Origin of the sequence: Gordonibacter pamelaeae 7-10-1-b, from assembly GCF_000210055.1 — a bacterium.
In the GTDB taxonomy this organism is placed as follows: Bacteria; Actinomycetota; Coriobacteriia; order Coriobacteriales; family Eggerthellaceae; genus Gordonibacter; species Gordonibacter pamelaeae.
This window is the reverse complement of the sequence record NC_021021.1, coordinates 3,463,201-3,479,317: the sequence shown is the minus strand read 5'-3', so window position 1 is coordinate 3,479,317 and position 16,117 is coordinate 3,463,201. Positions and strand designations below refer to the sequence as shown.

The 16,117-nt window shown below is 63.8% G+C and carries 12 protein-coding genes and 1 pseudogene; 2 read left to right on the top strand and 11 right to left on the bottom strand.

Features of this window, described 5'->3' with window-relative positions; all coding sequences use genetic code 11:
• Window positions 1-355 precede the first annotated feature (355 nt).
• From GPA_RS15965 to GPA_RS15955, 3 genes are all read right to left on the bottom strand, one after another.
• Entirely contained in the window at window positions 356-1,561 is a 1,206-nt protein-coding gene (locus GPA_RS15965; RefSeq protein WP_041239814.1) for an MFS transporter, read from the bottom strand.
• A 221-nt stretch (window positions 1,562-1,782) separates the two neighbouring features.
• The gene (locus GPA_RS15960; RefSeq protein ID WP_015540503.1) at window positions 1,783-3,303 is read right to left on the bottom strand and encodes a LuxR C-terminal-related transcriptional regulator; all 1,521 of its coding nucleotides are present in this window, start codon (window positions 3,301-3,303) and stop codon (window positions 1,783-1,785) included.
• Between the two features lie 257 nt (window positions 3,304-3,560).
• Window positions 3,561-4,802, bottom strand: a complete 1,242-nt coding sequence (locus tag GPA_RS15955; RefSeq protein WP_041239813.1) for an MFS transporter — start codon at window positions 4,800-4,802, stop codon at window positions 3,561-3,563.
• 227 nt (window positions 4,803-5,029) lie between these two features.
• Between GPA_RS15955 and GPA_RS19665 the strand changes: the two genes are divergently transcribed.
• Window positions 5,030-5,206, top strand: a complete 177-nt coding sequence (locus tag GPA_RS19665; protein ID WP_015540502.1) for a hypothetical protein — start codon at window positions 5,030-5,032, stop codon at window positions 5,204-5,206.
• A gap of 64 nt (window positions 5,207-5,270) precedes the next feature.
• The gene (locus GPA_RS15950) at window positions 5,271-5,717 is read left to right on the top strand and encodes an FKBP-type peptidyl-prolyl cis-trans isomerase (protein ID WP_015540501.1); all 447 of its coding nucleotides are present in this window, start codon (window positions 5,271-5,273) and stop codon (window positions 5,715-5,717) included.
• A 148-nt stretch (window positions 5,718-5,865) separates the two neighbouring features.
• Here GPA_RS15950 and GPA_RS15945 read toward each other — a convergent pair whose 3' ends face one another.
• From GPA_RS15945 to GPA_RS15910, 8 genes and pseudogenes are all read right to left on the bottom strand, one after another.
• Window positions 5,866-6,558, bottom strand: a complete 693-nt coding sequence (locus GPA_RS15945; protein ID WP_147274529.1) for a hypothetical protein — start codon at window positions 6,556-6,558, stop codon at window positions 5,866-5,868.
• 281 nt (window positions 6,559-6,839) lie between these two features.
• Window positions 6,840-9,401: a molybdopterin-dependent oxidoreductase gene (locus GPA_RS15940; protein WP_083809201.1), complete on the bottom strand. Its 2,562-nt coding sequence runs from the start codon at window positions 9,399-9,401 to the stop codon at window positions 6,840-6,842.
• Window positions 9,402-9,455: 54 nt separating this feature from the next.
• On the bottom strand, window positions 9,456-10,700 hold the full coding sequence (locus tag GPA_RS15935) for an MFS transporter (RefSeq protein ID WP_041239812.1): 1,245 nt from the start codon (window positions 10,698-10,700) through the stop codon (window positions 9,456-9,458).
• A 68-nt stretch (window positions 10,701-10,768) separates the two neighbouring features.
• Complete coding sequence (locus tag GPA_RS15930; RefSeq protein WP_015540498.1) at window positions 10,769-12,034, bottom strand: MFS transporter; 1,266 nt, start codon at window positions 12,032-12,034, stop codon at window positions 10,769-10,771.
• Between the two features lie 96 nt (window positions 12,035-12,130).
• Window positions 12,131-12,472, bottom strand: a complete 342-nt coding sequence (locus GPA_RS15925; protein ID WP_015540497.1) for a 4Fe-4S dicluster domain-containing protein — start codon at window positions 12,470-12,472, stop codon at window positions 12,131-12,133.
• A 13-nt stretch (window positions 12,473-12,485) separates the two neighbouring features.
• Window positions 12,486-14,978: a molybdopterin dinucleotide binding domain-containing protein gene (locus tag GPA_RS15920; RefSeq protein ID WP_015540496.1), complete on the bottom strand. Its 2,493-nt coding sequence runs from the start codon at window positions 14,976-14,978 to the stop codon at window positions 12,486-12,488.
• 407 nt (window positions 14,979-15,385) lie between these two features.
• Complete coding sequence (locus GPA_RS15915) at window positions 15,386-15,820, bottom strand: FKBP-type peptidyl-prolyl cis-trans isomerase (RefSeq protein WP_015540495.1); 435 nt, start codon at window positions 15,818-15,820, stop codon at window positions 15,386-15,388.
• A 14-nt stretch (window positions 15,821-15,834) separates the two neighbouring features.
• Window positions 15,835-16,117, bottom strand: a pseudogene (locus GPA_RS15910) (oxidoreductase); the annotation flags it as partial.

Below are 16,117 nucleotides of genomic sequence, written 5' to 3'. Positions count from 1 at the left end.
CGGCCGAGCCGCAGCCGGGCATGCCGTCAAGGCTTCGATGATGCTCCTTTCCTTGTCTCGAGCGCCGACGGGCGCGACGCCCCGCTCGGCACAGCGCGCCCCCGCACGATCCGGCTCGCGGCAACGCTGCCTGCATGGCCCCTGCGATGGGGAACATGGCACTGACTGCAATCTAGGCCGCAAACACCCGGCTGGGAATCGTACGCGAATTGCGAAAAACGCCGATACGGCGGGAAACCCCTCGTACTCCACGTCCGAATGACGGTATGGCGACAACGTCTTACCTGATCAGATCGCTGAAAAAGAAACGGTCCCTCGAAAGGGACCGTTTCCGCCGTGCAGCACCTCGATGCGGCTAGCGCAGCTTGCGCAGGCCGATGAAGAAGATGACGATGCAGATGAGGTAGCATGGCACGAGCACGGCATACGATGCCGTCGCCCATCCGAACGCCGCAACGGCGTTGCCCATGAACATGGCGCCCACGAACATGCCGAGGTTCTGCGTGGTGGCCACGAGCCCGTTCGCCACGGGGACGTCGTCGGGGTCTACCGTGTCGGGCGTGGCCGCCCAGATGATCGAGGGCACGAAGCCGCCCGCGATGCCGGCGAGGATCATGATGCCCCAGTACAGCTCAGGCACCTGGCAGGTGAACACCACGGCGGTGTAGGCCACGCCGCCGATGAGAGCGAACAGCAGCACCCACTTGCGCGTCTTCAGCCAGTCGGAGATCTTGCCGCACAGCGGCGCGCAGATAGCGCCCGCCACGCCGAACGCCGAGGCGATGCCCGTGGCCCACACCAGCGTCGTCGCCAGCTGCTCGGTCAGGTACGTGGTCAAGAAGCCGTTGATGGCCATGAACGCAGCCTCGTCGAAGAAGAAGATCATACCGAGCGCCCAGAGCATCGGGTTCTTGAGGGCGCGCTTGAAGTCGGCCTTGCCGGCTACCTGGTCCTCCTCGGTCTGATAAGGCCTTTCCGGCTCGCGGTAGAAGACGACGAACACGATGCCCACCACGATGTCGAACACGAACGTGCCCCACCACACGGTCTGCCAGGGCAGGGCGAGCGTGTCCACCACGTACCCGTAGAGCACCGGGCAGATGCACATGGCAAGCGCCACCCACATGGCCCAGATGCCCAGCGGGAAGCCGCGTTTCTCGGGGGCGAACCATGGGGCGATGGCCGAGGCGCCCGCCACGCCCATGACGCCCATGCCGGCGCCCTCGAGGAACCGGCTGACCATGAACACGGTCACGTTTTCGGTGAGCGCACCCATCACCGAACCTACTGCGGCGCAGCCGATGGCTATGAGCACGACGTTGCGTATGCCCAGCTTGTTGATGAGACCCGCCGTGGGGAACGCCATGACGAAGCCGAGCACGTAGAACAGGGCGATTACCCATCCCAAGGTGTCGGGACCGAACCCGAACGTCTGCATGACGACCGGCGCGAGCGCGGTCACCTTGGCCATGTTGGCCGGGGCGGTGAAGCCGGCCAAAAACGTCACGGCCAGCACGACCCAGCCGTAACTTGAGTCCGTACTCTTGGTTTTTACTGCCATAAGAGCCCTCCTTCGAGAATGACCGCCATGTCTCCCCTTCGTTTATGGCTCCCCCATAAACAAGATCGCCGCCAGGGCCGCAGAGCCCGGAGCACAGCGCGATTATTCCGCGCAGGAAGGTCGCCTGTGAATTGGCCGCAAATGAGGAAAAGACGCTCGCCGCGGGTAATGAGGCGGCACTACGCGGTCTCATGCCGCCCGTACGAGGCCTCGCACCAACGTCACAACGCGCTTGAGGCGGAGACCTGCTCGGACAGACCGCCCGAGGCCTCCTCGTCGACAGGCACCTCGATATCCTCGATGAAGTCGAGCAGCTCTTGGCGCGAGTGGATGCCGAACTTGCGGTAGATGTTGTAGATGTGCGTCTTGGCGGTGGACTGCGAGATGTAGAACGTGTCCGTGATGTACTTGGCGTCACGTCCCTTGAGCAAGATCTGCAGTATCTCCCGCTCGCGCGGGGAAAGTCCGTAGCGCTCGCAGGCGATCGCCCTCTTCTGCTGCCACAGCGTCTTACGCTGGCCCTCGTACTCGAGGTGCGCGCGCGTCTCGTCGTCGAGCCCTGTCTCGATGACCGGCTCGAACGGGTATATCTGGTAGTTCACGCGTATCTGCATCCAGGCGCACACCACGGCTGCCGCCACGCAGGTGGCGTACAGCGCCGAGGGGCTGCCTTCCGACGCCAGGCCGCCAACTGAGAAGAGGACGCCCCCGGCGAAGATGCCCGCGAAGAACACCGAGCCCTCCTGCCCGAACAGCCATACCGGCGAGATCATGTCGAAGCGCGACGTCTCCACCACCGCATTCAAGAGGACGATGACGTTGAGGCTGACGAAACAGGTGTAGAGGCAGACGAGCCCGAGCTGCACCTCGCTGGGAACGGCGGGCAGCGGAAGCAGCAGCAGGGCAGCCGCGAACGCAGGGCTCTTCTTCAGCGCCTCCTTGTAGGTGCGCTCGTCGGTCTGCTCCAAGAGCAGCGAGAAGATGCCCGCGAGCCCAACCGAGGCGCCAAGCGCCACGAGGGCGACATCGGGGGGATAGCCGAGGAAGAACGCGAGCAGCGAGCCGCCGAGCATGAACCCCAGCATGAGCAGCGTGTGGTTGTTGCCCTTCACCTTGATGCTGCGCCGTTTGGAGTCCTCCGCGCCCACCAAATCGCTGTAGCGGTAGGGCTTGCGGGAGAACAGGAGCGAGAGGGCGGCGCAGAGCGCCACGGCCACGAACAGCATGGCATAGGCGTACCAGAAACCCATCTGCGAGAGCACCAGCAACATGACGCCCACGTACATGAACGCAAGGTCGAACACGAGCATGAGCGCCCGCCGTGCCAACCGCTCGAGGAAGCGCCCGTACAAGAAGGCCGTCGCCACGACCCCGACCCCGGCGAGCGAGGCCGCGGCAAGCGGGAGCCCGAAACCGAGCGCGCCCATGGCCGCGAGCGAGGCGATCGTCTGGACGGCGAGGGTCGCGCGCCTCCCCGCCCCGGACTGCAGCGCATCGCAGGCAAGCTGGCCCGCGCGGAGGGCCACGGCTGCAACGAGCGCCATGGACACGGCGACGACGCTGCCGTGTACGAGGCCAGGTGATGCGCACAGCGCCGCAACGAGGATCAGCGCGGCGTTGCCCACGCCCACGCCGAAGCCAAGGCAGCCGTCCACGAGCACGGCCTCGAAATCCCCGCCGTTCTCCCCGATGGGCTTGGCGGGCGCCTCGCAGACATCCTCGCAAGAATACGAAGTATCCATAGCGGTCCCCCTACCTGCGCGAAACTTATATACCAGCGGCAAGATCAGGTTAAAAGCCTGATCATTTGCCCTTTCACCTTACGGCATCGAACGTTTCAGCCACCGGAGAACAACGCGGTTTTCGGCGGCGGCGCCCTCGAGGCACGCTCATTACACTCACGCGGGCCTCATCCCCGCCTTCGACTTTACTATCCTGCGCCTGGTCAAACCATCGTACGCGAAGTATGAAACGATTTGCCCGCCTCCTAAGCGAGGTGCTAGCGCATGCGGCAGAGGGCAAGGAGGATCGTGCCCGCAAGCCCGAGCCCCATGAGCACGCCGCCCGCAAGGAACCAATGATCCAAGGACGGGCCGAGGAGCATCTGGACGAGGAACGTTCCCAGGAACTGGCCGACCCCTTGGACCGTGACCATGAGGCCCATGCCGACCGAGGCGAGCTCGGGACGCGGGACGAGCCCTACGAACCCCGATAAGAACAGCCCCACGCCGCCCATGCCGACCAAGCCCATCACCGCCACGGCAATCAACATGAGAGCGCCCGTATCGGTATACAGGAGGAAGGTGCACGGCCCCATCACGGCCGATGCCGCGACCAGCAGGGCCTTACGCCGTCCCCTGCGATCCGAGATCGCCCCGAACAAGGGCGAGGACGCCACCGATAGCAGCATGGGAGCCGTGCTGACGAGCCCCGACCAGGTAGGGTCGACACCCTGCATCTGCAGGATCGTCGGAACGAAGGAGAGCACGGCCAGGAGGCAGACGTTGAACATCGCGAAGCCTCCGAGAAAAAGCAGGATGTCGCGCGTCAGCAGCATCCGCCAAAGCCCCCACGCGGCGCAACCGCGGGATCGTCCGGACGCGGCACCGCTTTTTGCAGCCTTCGCCTCCTCGGCCGCCGTCCGGGCGCGCGGCATCCTGATGGCCGCCAGAACGAGCACGGCGGCCAGGACGGCGCCGACGGCGAACACCGTCCACACTCCCGCGAACCCCATCGCCTCGAACACGGTAGGCGTCACCACGGCCGCCGCCGTGGAGCCCACGCAACCCCAAACGCCCCAGATGCCCATGGCCGTGCCCACCTTGTCCGAATCCACGCACGCCCTGACTACCAAGGGCCCGCACGTGGTCAGAATCGTCAGGGCGACCCCTTCCACCGCACGCGAGGCGACGAGCGCCGCGCTCGAGCCCGCAGCCAGCCCGATACACGATCCGGTCACGGCGATGCCCAACGCCGCAACCATCATGTTCTTCGCGCCGAACCGCTGCGCCAGCAACCCGGACGGCAATACCGCGAACACGCTCGCCAGCGTGAATATCGACATGAGCCAGGAAGCCGCCTCGGCATCCATGGCGAAAAGCGCCATGAGAGAGCTTAGGATGGTGGGAACCTTGTATTGGATCATGGCAACCGCGACGCCGGCAGCCAGCAGCACCGTCCCAACCCGAACGGGACTTCGATAGGCGCCCTTCTTCTCCCGACGGCCTGCTTCCCTGTCCACGCAGACTCCTCTCTCGATGGTTCGAGAACACGATAGGCGATCGCTCGGCCGCCCGCTATCGAAAGGGAAGTCCGATATCGGCTGGTCGTCTCATACTTCACATACGATAGGCATGCCGTGCGCTTACGTTTACCATCTGATCCAAGCGGAACCGGGATACCAACCGTTGTCGTTCGGGACGGCCGCCCGGCTTCCCCGTGCAACCCCCGCGACAAGGAGGAGAAAACATGGCAGACGAGAAGAAGCCCGTTCAAGACGAGACGGCCGAAAAGAACAAGGAGGCGAAGGCTCCCGTCAGCGAGATCTGCGGGAATGCGGAAGAGGGCGCAGCGGCGCTCGTGGACGACGACAGCGAGATCAGGCCCGTCGAGGGATTCTTCCTCACGTCGCAGCGCTGGCATTAGACGCAGGGCAGCGGATGGCCGCGAGTCGAGAAGGGCCACGTGTCCGGAACAAGGAGGCTTCACCATGCCGAGCAAAGGGCAACGCGTCCGATTCCTGTACCGGGGGAGCTTCCCCGACGGGAGGACGTTCGACGACTGCAAGGGCGTGCCGCACGAGATCGTGCTCGGGCGCAGGCAGGTCATGAAGGCGCTCGAGGAGACGCTTTCCGCCATGGAGCCGGGCGAGGAGCGCATCTTGGAGCTCTCCCCCGCCGAGGCGTACGGCGCCTACGACGAATCGGCGCTGCAGCGCGTGCCCACCTACCGTATTCCGAACGGGGAGAACCTGCCCGTGGGGCAGATGATCGCCTGGAAGACGCCGCGCAGCGCCGAGCCGGTGCCCGCCACCGTCGTGAGTGTAGAGAACCAAGTGGCGACGCTCGACTTCAATCATCCCCTCGCCGGGAAGGACCTCGTCTACTGGGTCAAGCTCATCGACGTTGTGCCGGCGGCGGGCGATCCGACCGCCTGACGATGCACAAGGGCGGTAGCCCGCACTCCGAGGGCCGAGCGGCATCTCGTACGCAAGGGCCAAACGGCCCTCCACCGGCCCTTCCACGCAACGGGGCCCGCTGCTTTCGCGGCGGGCCCCGTTGCGTGCGCGCGGGCGGCGGTCGGCGCTACGCCAGCGCCTGCTCCACGAAGGCGCTGGAGAGCTCGGCGCCTGGCTCGCCCTCGTACTGCGTCATGAGGAAGTGCGTGGCCTTGCGGATCATCGTGGGCGTCTGGCCCAGGTCGTGCGCGATGTAGGCGATGGCCTCCGGGGAGAGCACGGGGCTCTTCCCCTCCTCGGTGTAGTCCTCCACGAGGCCGCGCACGTACTCCTCGAGGCCGGCGTCGTCGAGGGCCTCCATGGTCACTTCCTCGAAGTCGCCCAGCATGCCGCCGAAATCAGACAGGTCGTACTCGGACAGCGGCTTGGTGGAGGTGATGACGGTGTCCAGGCGCCGCTTCAGGCGCTCGCCCAGCAGCAGCTTGCACATCATAGGCCCCATCTCGGGATCGTCGAAGAAGCCCTCGAAGTCGTCCAGGAACAGCACCTCGTAGGTGCCCAGATCCTCGAAGTAGCCGTCGTAGACCTCGGCGCGCATGGCCTCGGGCAGCTCCGAGCAGGGGCGGTAGAGCACCTTCTTCGTGGACAGCAGGTCCTTGTCCAGCTGGCGCCCGCGCACGAGCGTCGTCTTGCCGGACTCCTTCGGGCCCACGAGGAATATCTTCTCGGGCTTGTCGTGCGGCTGGGTGATGTTCGCGATGCGCTCGAACGCCTCGCGGTTGCCGTCGGTCTTGACGAACTCGTCCAGTGGCATTCTCATGGTGATGGCTCCCCTTTCGCCTTCTTTGCCTGACCGGCCGCGAAGCCGCGCCGCCGGGGCGCGCTCCGCTGCGATGTACCGCCATTCATAGTAGCAAGGCCGCCGACCCAAGGCGAGTATGAAGGCCGCAACTCATACCAGAAGGGGTATGCCGCTGCGTATGAGATCGGCAATGCCCAGGCCGGCTGCGGCTGGCAGGGAGCCCTGGCAAAGGAAGGCAGACAGCCGTTTGAGAGCCGTCTGCCTCCTAGTAAGATTGCCCGCGTTCGCATCTGCCGGCTTTACGCCTCGACCGGCTCGCCGGTTTTCAAGTCGGTGCGCTCGCCCGTTGCGGGGTCAACCAGCTGGTTGGCCATGACGTCGTAGTCCATGCCCGCCTCCCGCGCCCTGCGGAAACGCTCGATCTCCCCTTGTCGCGGCGACTCGACCTTTCGGTACCAAGGAAAGTTTCCCGTCGCGGCGATCTGCTCATAGGGCATCGTATCGCCCTCCCTCACCGGATAGACCTTGCAGATCATTCCCTTGATAGGCGACCCCACGCCTCCCTGGCCGGTCACGAACGCCCGCGTGCAGTTGTTCGGATTGGACTCGAACGTGCCGAACAGATAGGGAGCGGACGGATCGGACTCGGGGAACCACCAGCCGTGCTCGGCATGAACGGTTTTCTCGTTGACCACCGGCGAGACCTTCGCCTGCTGTTTGAAGCGGCCATGGTCGTTCTCTATCCACACCCACTGGCCGTCCTGGATGCCGTACCTTTCGGCCGTGGCCGGGTTGATGAGCACCCGCGGCTGGGGATGCAGCTCGCGCATGGTGGGCAACTGCCGATGCTCGCTATGGAAGAACTCGAACGACCTGCCACCGCAGGTCAAGATCAGCGGGTACTCATCCATGAGCTCTGGCGTGGACAAGGGGCCCTCCGGCGGCTCGGTATGGAACGGCGTGGTATCCAAGCCCCAGTATCGATACAGAAGGGGTGCGAGCTCCAAGCGACCCGACGGCGTCCCGTAGCCCACCGAGCCGTCTTCGCGGAACATGCCCTTCTCGGCCTTGTAGTACGTCGCGTTGAACTCGTCGTAAGCGTGCCCCACCATGGAAGGATCGCGTACGAGCTCTTCCCACGAAGCCGTGAACAGCGTCTTGCCCGTGTTCTTGGCCCCGCCTTGGTCGGTGGCCTCCGTCGTAGCGGAGAAGGAGCCGGTGCCGTCGTGCAGATACCAGTTGAGCCAGTCGATATCGGTCTCCCACTGGCCGAACACCTCGGGGTTCAGGCGCTTGCCCAAATCGAGAATAATTTGCTCGTCCGACTTCGCCTCGTAAAAATCAACCACCTTAACCATGGCGCGGCAAGGCGACCACCACGTACGCGCCGAATTGCGCTCGGCGCTCATGGCAACCGGCAAGACGATGTCGGCCAGAGCCACCGACGTCGGCGTAAGGTAGGGATCGGCATTCACGATAAACGGTATGTTCTGCATGGCTTTCATGACACGAGGAGCATCCTGGCTCGGACACGACAGCGTGTTGGACGACTGTATCCACATCATCTTGATGGGATACGGGAACCCGTCCTCGATGGCCTGGAGCAGCCCGTCCGAGCTCGCATGGGCCACGAAGTCGCCGCCTTCGATGGACAGGGCGAAGTTGTTGTTGAGCTTCTTGGCGCGCCATTCGGGCGGCGTGAGGTGCTCGCCCGACGCGTAACCGGCGTTGATCTCGAACGCGTTGTGCACGAGGATGTTGCCGCCCGGAACGTCCACGTTGCCGCACAAGGCCATGAGGTCGCAGCCTGCAAGGCACAAGGCCATTGCCGAAACTTGCTGGTCGAACGCGAGGCCCCACTGGATGGCACCCGGCTCGGCCCGCGCGTACAAACGCGCCGAATCACGGATGTCGTCGGGATTCAAATCGCAAATCGCCGCCGCCCATTCGGGCGTCGTCTCGCGCACCGACTCGACAAGCTCGTCGAAGCCGGAGCACCAGGCTTCGACATGCTCCTTGTCGTACAGCTCCTCCCCGATGATGACGTTCAGCCAAGCGCAGGCAAGAGCGGCATCGGTTCCAGGTCGTATCTGCAGCCAATGCTCGGCGCGCACGCCCCACCACGTCAGCCTCGGGTCGATGGAGATGATCTTCGTCCCCATCTGCACGCACTGCACCAGCCAGTGGCCCACGTAGCCGTCAGCGTTCGACGCAAGCGGCTCGTTGCCCCACACCACCAGCACCTCCGGCGGTACCCACTCGGCGTTGCCGTAGCGGTCCGCATGCGTCTCGGACGCGTCCACGATGGGGAAGTCGCCGAAAGGCGCGATGCTGCCGCAGATGCGCGGCATGTAGCAGGAAAAGCCGGTAAAGCCGAAGGTCGAGATGTTGGGCGTCTTCAGGCCTGCTTGGCCGAAGAACGGCACTTGCCAGTTGATGTTGCGCCCGGTTCCGTGCACGCAGATGATGGCGTTGCCGCCGTCCGTCTCCCAAATGCCCCTCACCCGTTCCTCGATCTCGTCGTATGCCTCGTCCCACGAGATGCGCTCCCACTTGTTCTCGCCGCGCTCTCCGGCGCGCCTCATGGGGTACTTCAGGCGGTCGGGATGGTTCAGGGACTCGTCGAGCGTCAGGCATTTGATGCAGAGCTTGCCGTTCGTGCACGGATCCAGCGGATCGCCCTCCACGCGCCTTACCTTGCCATCTTTTTCGTAAAGCAGGATCCCGCACGAGGTATGGCAGCCCGGAGGCGAGTAGTGGTACGTGCGCGTGACGGTGTAGCCGTCCTCCTCCCAGCGCCATTCCCCCTCATGATAGGCAGCGCGATCAACACCATCAAGAAATTCCTGGTAATCAGCCAATGTTCTCTCCTTTCCTTGTAGCCGCATCGCAATCGAAGCTTTGAGGCGCGCCCGTTACTCCCACTGCGCCCGCAGCTTCTTCTTTTGGGTGAGGGCTATGCCCACCAGCACCGCGCAAGCGGCCAGAATGGCAATCCCCGCGAAGAACGAGCCGATGTAGCTGCCTGTGAGATCGAAGCAGGCCCCCACTGCGGCAGCTCCGAAGCAGCCGATGATCCCCGACATGCGCGAGTACGACAGTATCTGCGCGAAGTACTTTTTCCCGAACAACTCCGATATGAGCGTCGGAACCGAGATGGTGATGATGACCGAGTTCATGCCGAACACGAAAGCGCATGCCATGAGCGGCACCTCGGCCTGCAAGAACGAGAAGCCGAGCAACGAGGCAGCCGTCACCCCCAAGGTGATGTACGTGGATGCGGCAACGCCTATCTTGTCGGTAACCCACCCCATGACCAGCGTGGCCACGCTGTAGCCGAGCTGGGCCATCGACAGTATGCCGGCACCGAACGCAGCCGAGTACCCGATGGACTCGGCGAATCCCGGCAGGTGATTGTTGTATCCGCTGAACAGAGCCTCGATGCCTGCATACAGGAACACGCAGACGAAGGCCAGCGTGACGATCGCCTTACGGGCGGGCATGCCCTTCTCCGATGCCCGGGTCTCGGCCATCGCCTCGCCCTGTTCCGCGCCGTAAGGCCGCAGGCCCATATCGGAGGGATGGAGGCGGAATACGAACAACGTGAACGGGAGGACGATGACGCACATGGCCAACGCGATGCTGGGGTAGGCCATGCGCCAGCCTACGGTCTCTATCAGGAAATTGCCGAATATCGGGAAGAAGAACCCGCCGATGCCCGACCCGCACATGGCGATGCCGAGCGCGGTACCGCGCTTGGCCACGAACCAGTTCTCGATGAGAACCGTCGAGGCCACAACGAACACGAGGGCGCCCGCGACGCCGAGGACGACGCCTGCCGCATACCACTGCCAAAGCTCGTTCATAAGACCCATCGCAGCCTCGGTGGCCGCCAGCACCAGAAAGCACGTTGTCAGGAACACGCGAAAATCCCATTTCGGAAGGTATTTCGCAACCAGCGGATACGTGGCCGTCGTGGCAATGAAGTAGAACGTGAGGTACAGCGCAAGCGCACCGCGATCGAACCCCAGCTCGTTGCAGACGGGCACGATGAAAATCCCGCCCGCGTTCATGATGGCCCCCAAAGCCCCGGCCTGAAGAAAGAAGCACCCGATCATCACCCACCATGCATAATGGACGCCCTGCGATTTCTCCGACACGGAAAACACCTCCTAGAAGGCAGCCTTTCCGCCTAGCTAGGCGGAAAGGCTGCTGAATCGATTGTCCGTCACGCCTCCCAGTGCGCCTCCCTGACCTTCTTGGCAGGGACGAACGACAACAGGATGATGGCAATGGCAACGACTGCGATTACCGCTCCGACCAGGAACGAGCCGCTATAGGTTTTCGTCATGTCGAAGATGATGCCGATGACCGGGGCGCCCATGGACCCGCACAGCCCCACGCCCATCATGCAGTAGGACAAGATCTTATCGTAGGCCTTCATGCCGAAGTGCTCGCGTGCCAGCATCGGCACCGAGATGGTGACGATGGCGTTGTTCATGCCGAAGAAGAATGCCGTGACCATGAGGGCGAGCTCGGTAGAGGCCATGGAGAAGCTCACATAGCAGACGATCAGGATGGCGTAAAGAATGACCGTGAGCCAGCGCACGCCGATCTTGTCGACCAGGATGCCGCCGACGAGCGAGGCGATGATATAGCCGACCTGCAACGCGATCATGAGCGTCGATGAGAAGATGAGCGCCTCGGGGCCGAGCACCTCCACGGCGTTGGCCTGCACGAAGGAGTTGAAGCTGCCCGGGAAGGCCGACAGCATGCAACCTAGGAACAGCAGGACGAAGGCGAGCGTCGGCAGCGCGAACTTCAAGGGCACGCCCGGCAGGCTCTTGGACTCGCCCATCTCGTCTTCTTCGGCACCGAACGCATGGAGCCCAATCTTCGCCGGATCCTCGCAGAACACCGTGAGCGAGAAGAAGAGGATGCACAGCAGCAGGATGGCGTTCAGGTAATAGGCGCTCTGCCACCCCATGACCGTGGACAGCGACGTGAACACCAACGGGAAGAGGGCGCCTCCGACGCCGGACATCAGCTGCGCGATGCCCAGGTAGCGCCCGAGCACCTTCTTGCCGAACCAGGCCCCCATGAGCAGCGGCGTGGCGTACAGGAAGTACATGCCGCCCGTCAAGCCCATAACCGCGCCTATGGCCATGAACTGCCATGTCCAGCTTGCGTCGGCGAACGTGAACGCGACGACGCACAGGGCGGTGACGACGACGTCGAGGGAGATGACTATCCTCGCCCCGAACTTGGGGATGAGTATCCCCGCGAAGAACGTGCCGAACAGCGCGGCTATGCCGTAGCAGGTGATCCACATGGCGAACACGCCCATATCCACGCCTACGGCAGCGGGGACGATGGCAAAGAACGCTGATGACGAGTTGAGCACGGTCCCCAAGCCGCACGCCTGCATGACGCAGCAGCCCACGAACACGAGCATGGCCCTTTTCTTGCTGCGCGCATCTATATCGGTAGACATAACGATATCCTCCTTAAAGCTTGACATTCCCCTGTTTCGGTAGGCCCGGCACGGCACCTCCTGCCCCAAGACGGGGAACCGGCCGGGCTCGGCCTGCTACTTCGTGTAGAGCGCCCAGCGGGTCTCGCCGCCCATCTTCTTCACCAGATCCTCGGCCTCGCCGTAGTACATGCACCATGCCTGGCAGTGCTGCACGCACATGGGCATCTTCCCGGCTTCCGTGCGAGAAGCGCACATATCGCAAGCCTTGGTGAGAACGGGGAGCCAGGTCCACTCCCAACGCTCGGGTCCTTCCTTGCCCTCGTAGGCGTAGGGCCCGGTCTCGGTGAGCTTGATGCCGAACTCGCCCTTGGGCAGCCCGAGCTCCTTCTTGCAAGCCACCTCGCACGAATGGCAGCCGGTGCAGTACTCGTAGTTGATCAGAATCGCCTTGGTCATGATAGCCTCCTCCTTATGCTTGCATGGGCTGGTAGTCGTCGCGCCAGCCACCGAGTTGCGTGATCTGCTCTCCGGGCATGACGTCGCCGTCCTTTACCTTGTAGATACGGCAGCGCGTGCACTTGATGGGCGACCCGATGCCGCCGGGACCGGATTGGAAGTTGCGCGTGAGGTTGTTCACGTTGTAGTCGAAGCACCCGTGCAGGTGCGGCACGGCCCCCTCCTCCTCGGGCTTCCACCAACCGTGCTCGGCCGATAGGCAGTCGTCGGGAATGCCGGCGAACACCTCGACCATCTGCTTGCAGCGCCCCTCGTCGTTCTCCATCCAGATCCAATCGCCGTCCTGCAGGCCGTATTCGGCGGCCGTTCCGGGCGACACCTTCACGCGCGGCTCGGGGTGGAACTCGCGCATCGTGGGCGCCTGGCGGTGCTCCGTATGGAAGAACTCGTAGGAGCGAGCGCCGTTTATCAGATAGAACGGGAACTTCTCCATGATCTCCGGGGTGGTCTCCCAGGTCTCGGGAGCAGGCGTGTACACCGGGTACGGCGGTATCCCCCACGATTGGAAGATGGTCGGCACCAGCTCGATGCGGCCGGAGGGCGTGTTGAACCCGACCTGGCCGTCGGGGCGCAGCATTCCCTTCTCGTGCTTGAAATAGGTTGCGTTCCATTCGTCGTAGGCATGGCCGCCCGCTTCGACCAGCTGGTCGAAGGTGTAAGGACACTTCGTGGTGACGGACGGGCCCCCGTCCTCGGTCACGGAGGTGTGGCCCCAGTTGTCGTCCGTGGCGGCCGAGAAGTTCGCCTTCTGCACTTTGCCGTCGGGCCCCACGACCGCGAGGTCGGTCAGCAGGTAGTCGTTGATGAGGTCCTCGGCAGACTCCCAGCGCACGAACAGGTCGGGGTTCAGACGGCGGCCCAGCCAAAGCGCTATCTCCTCGTCGGATTTCGCCTCGTAGAAACTCGTGACCTTCTTCATGGCGCGCAACGGCGTCCACCAGGTACGAGCCGAATCGCGCTCCACCGACATGGATACCGGCAGGACAAGGTCGGCGATGGCGACCATCGTCGGCGTGACGAACGGGTCGGCATACACGATGAAGGGTATCTCCTTCATGTACTTGTAGGCACGCGGCACCTGCCCCTCGTGGCCAGCGAACGCATTGCAGCTCTGCGCCCACAGCATCTTGATGGGGTACGGCTCGCCCGTTGCGGGGACCTCGCCCGCCTCGAGCACCGAGGCCATCGCATCGCAGTTCGACATGCCCACGAAATCGAGCCCTTGGTCGCCAACCATCCACTTGCGGAACTTGCGTTCGAGGGCCTGCGGGTCGGCGTAGAGGTCCACCGAAGAGTAGCCGGCGTTGATGTCGAACGAGTTGTGCACGAGCACGTGCGTGCCGGGCTTCTCGATGTTGCCGCAGATGGCCATGAGATCGCACACGGCCTCCACCCAATGCATGGACGACCTCGTGCCGGCATCGAATACGAGGCCCCATTGTATGGCCCCGCGGTCGGCGCTCGCGTAGAGGCGCGCCGCTGCGACGATCTCGTCCTCGGGAACGCCGGTAATCGATGCCGCCCAGGCGGGCGAGAACTGCTGCACATGCTCCTTGAGCTCGTCGTAGTAGGCGCACCAGTTGTCGACGAACTCATGATCGATCAGATCCTCGCCCATGATCACGTTGAGCCACGCGAGCGCGATACAGCAGTCCGTGCCGGGTCGCGGCCTCAGCCAGTGCTCGGCACGCGCCCCCCACCAGGTGAGAACGGGATCGATGGAGACTACCTTGGTGCCCATCTGCACGCACACGTTCAGCCAATGGCCCAGGTAGCCGTCACCGTTCGATTTCAAAGGCTCGTTGCCCCAGACCACCAGCACATCAGGGCGCACCCACTCGCTATGGGCGTAGCGCTCGGGCAACGTCTCCGACGCGTCGACGATAGGATAGTCTCCCAAGGGGCCGGCGGCACCGCACACGCGGGGCATGTAGCACCACCATCCCGAAAAGTAGATACCGCCCACGTTCGCAGTCCGGAAGCACGCCCCGGCTATGAACGGGACCTGCCAGTTGATGTTGCGACCCGTGCCATGGCCCACCAGAATGGATTCGCGGCCCAGGCCCTTGCCGTCGATCTCCTCTTTGATGTAGGTATCGATCATGTCGAGCGCCTCGTCCCACGAGATGCGCTCCCACTTGTTCTCTCCGCGCTCGCCCGCGCGTCTCATGGGGTACTTCAGACGTTGGGGATGGTTCACCATCTCGTCCAGGTCCAGGCAGCGCATGCACAGCTTCCCGTTCGCATACGGGTCGAGCGGATCACCCTCCACCTTCTCCAGCTTGCCGTCCTTGGTATACAGCAGGACACCGCAGGAGTCGTGGCAGCCGGGAGCGCTGTAGTTGTAGGTGCGCGTGACGGTGCAGCCGTCCTCCTCCCACTCCACCTCCCCTTCGTGGTACGCCTTGCGATCGATGCCGTCCAAGAACTCCTCGTAGTCAATCATGGACTCTCCTCCTTTATCATCCCGGGCCGATGCCGCCAATGGCGCGAAGGATACGTAGCCGGAAATCGCCTGTCATCGTGGCGTTCTCGGTGTTTTGGCCCGTACCCTGAACTTGACGATGCCCGACCTCGGGAAACACGGATAAATAAGCCTCTTCGTCTCTTCGTTAAGGCAGGTGCGGCTCCTGCCCGCACTCAACGTCGCCGCGGCTTTCGCCCGCGGCTCGTCGGGTCCCGCTCGGTGCGAACGCAAGCGCACCGCATGCCGGGCAGCGCCCCGACACGGGGTCGACCGTGCCGCCGCACGCAAGGCACGGTATCGTGGCGGGGGAAACGTAGAAGGGGCTGCCTTCGCGGTACTTGCCGCACCTGCCGCATCGCGTGCACGGATAGCACAACGCCCTCGCCCTACCTCAGGTCAACCAGCTCGACCCAGTACGCGAGCGTCTTGCCGGCGAAGGGATGGTTGAAATCGAGCTTCACCATGTCGGCGGTTTCCTCCGTCACCCAAGCGGGCATGCGTCTTCCGTCGTCGGGGTTGGTCCAGAAGACCACGTCCCCCGCTTTGAGGTCGTAGCCGTGCTCCACCATGCCTTTGAGGTGCCACGACGCGAGCTTGTCCTGGTACGCGCCGTAGCCGAGCTCGGGCGGCACCTCGATGGACCGCGCCTCGCCCACCTCCATGCCCACCACAGCCTCCTCCACTCCCCGCGGAAGCTGCATGGTCCCGATCACGACGGCCAAAGGATCGCCTGTGGAACGGTCGTCGAGCGGCTCCTCGCCGAGCACACCTCCCTTGTACCTGAGGTAAGCGGTTCTCCCCGCCTTGTTCGCGCGATCCATTGCCTCCCCCGCTCTCATTCGCAAGCCGAGGTCGGCTGCTCCCCCTCGAGCACCGCGGTCTCGTCGATCTCGCCGACCTTGGTGTCGTGGCGATGTACGGCATAGGAGGCCTTCCCGGTCCCCTGGACCTCGATATGGGCCGCCCGGTGCGCGCTCTTGCGGGAGGGCACGAAAGCGCCTTTCGCCTCGAGGGGGTTGTACTGGGGCACCATGAGGAACTGCTTCGGCTTGCGATCGAGCTTCTTGGAGAGCTCCTCGACCGTGCCGTACGAGATGACGTTCGCCAGGCAATGGTGC

Coding starts and splice junctions, on each gene's coding strand:
- GPA_RS15965 (WP_041239814.1), bottom strand. CDS start 1,561: ATGGCAGTAAAAACCAAGAGTACGGACTCAAGTTACGGCTGGGTCGTG.
- GPA_RS15920 (WP_015540496.1), bottom strand. CDS start 14,978: ATGATTGACTACGAGGAGTTCTTGGACGGCATCGATCGCAAGGCGTAC.
- GPA_RS15925 (WP_015540497.1), bottom strand. CDS start 12,472: ATGACCAAGGCGATTCTGATCAACTACGAGTACTGCACCGGCTGCCAT.
- GPA_RS15945 (WP_147274529.1), bottom strand. CDS start 6,558: ATGAGAATGCCACTGGACGAGTTCGTCAAGACCGACGGCAACCGCGAG.
- GPA_RS15960 (WP_015540503.1), bottom strand. CDS start 3,303: ATGGATACTTCGTATTCTTGCGAGGATGTCTGCGAGGCGCCCGCCAAG.
- GPA_RS15950 (WP_015540501.1), top strand. CDS start 5,271: ATGCCGAGCAAAGGGCAACGCGTCCGATTCCTGTACCGGGGGAGCTTC.
- GPA_RS19665 (WP_015540502.1), top strand. CDS start 5,030: ATGGCAGACGAGAAGAAGCCCGTTCAAGACGAGACGGCCGAAAAGAAC.
- GPA_RS15915 (WP_015540495.1), bottom strand. CDS start 15,820: ATGGATCGCGCGAACAAGGCGGGGAGAACCGCTTACCTCAGGTACAAG.
- GPA_RS15930 (WP_015540498.1), bottom strand. CDS start 12,034: ATGTCTACCGATATAGATGCGCGCAGCAAGAAAAGGGCCATGCTCGTG.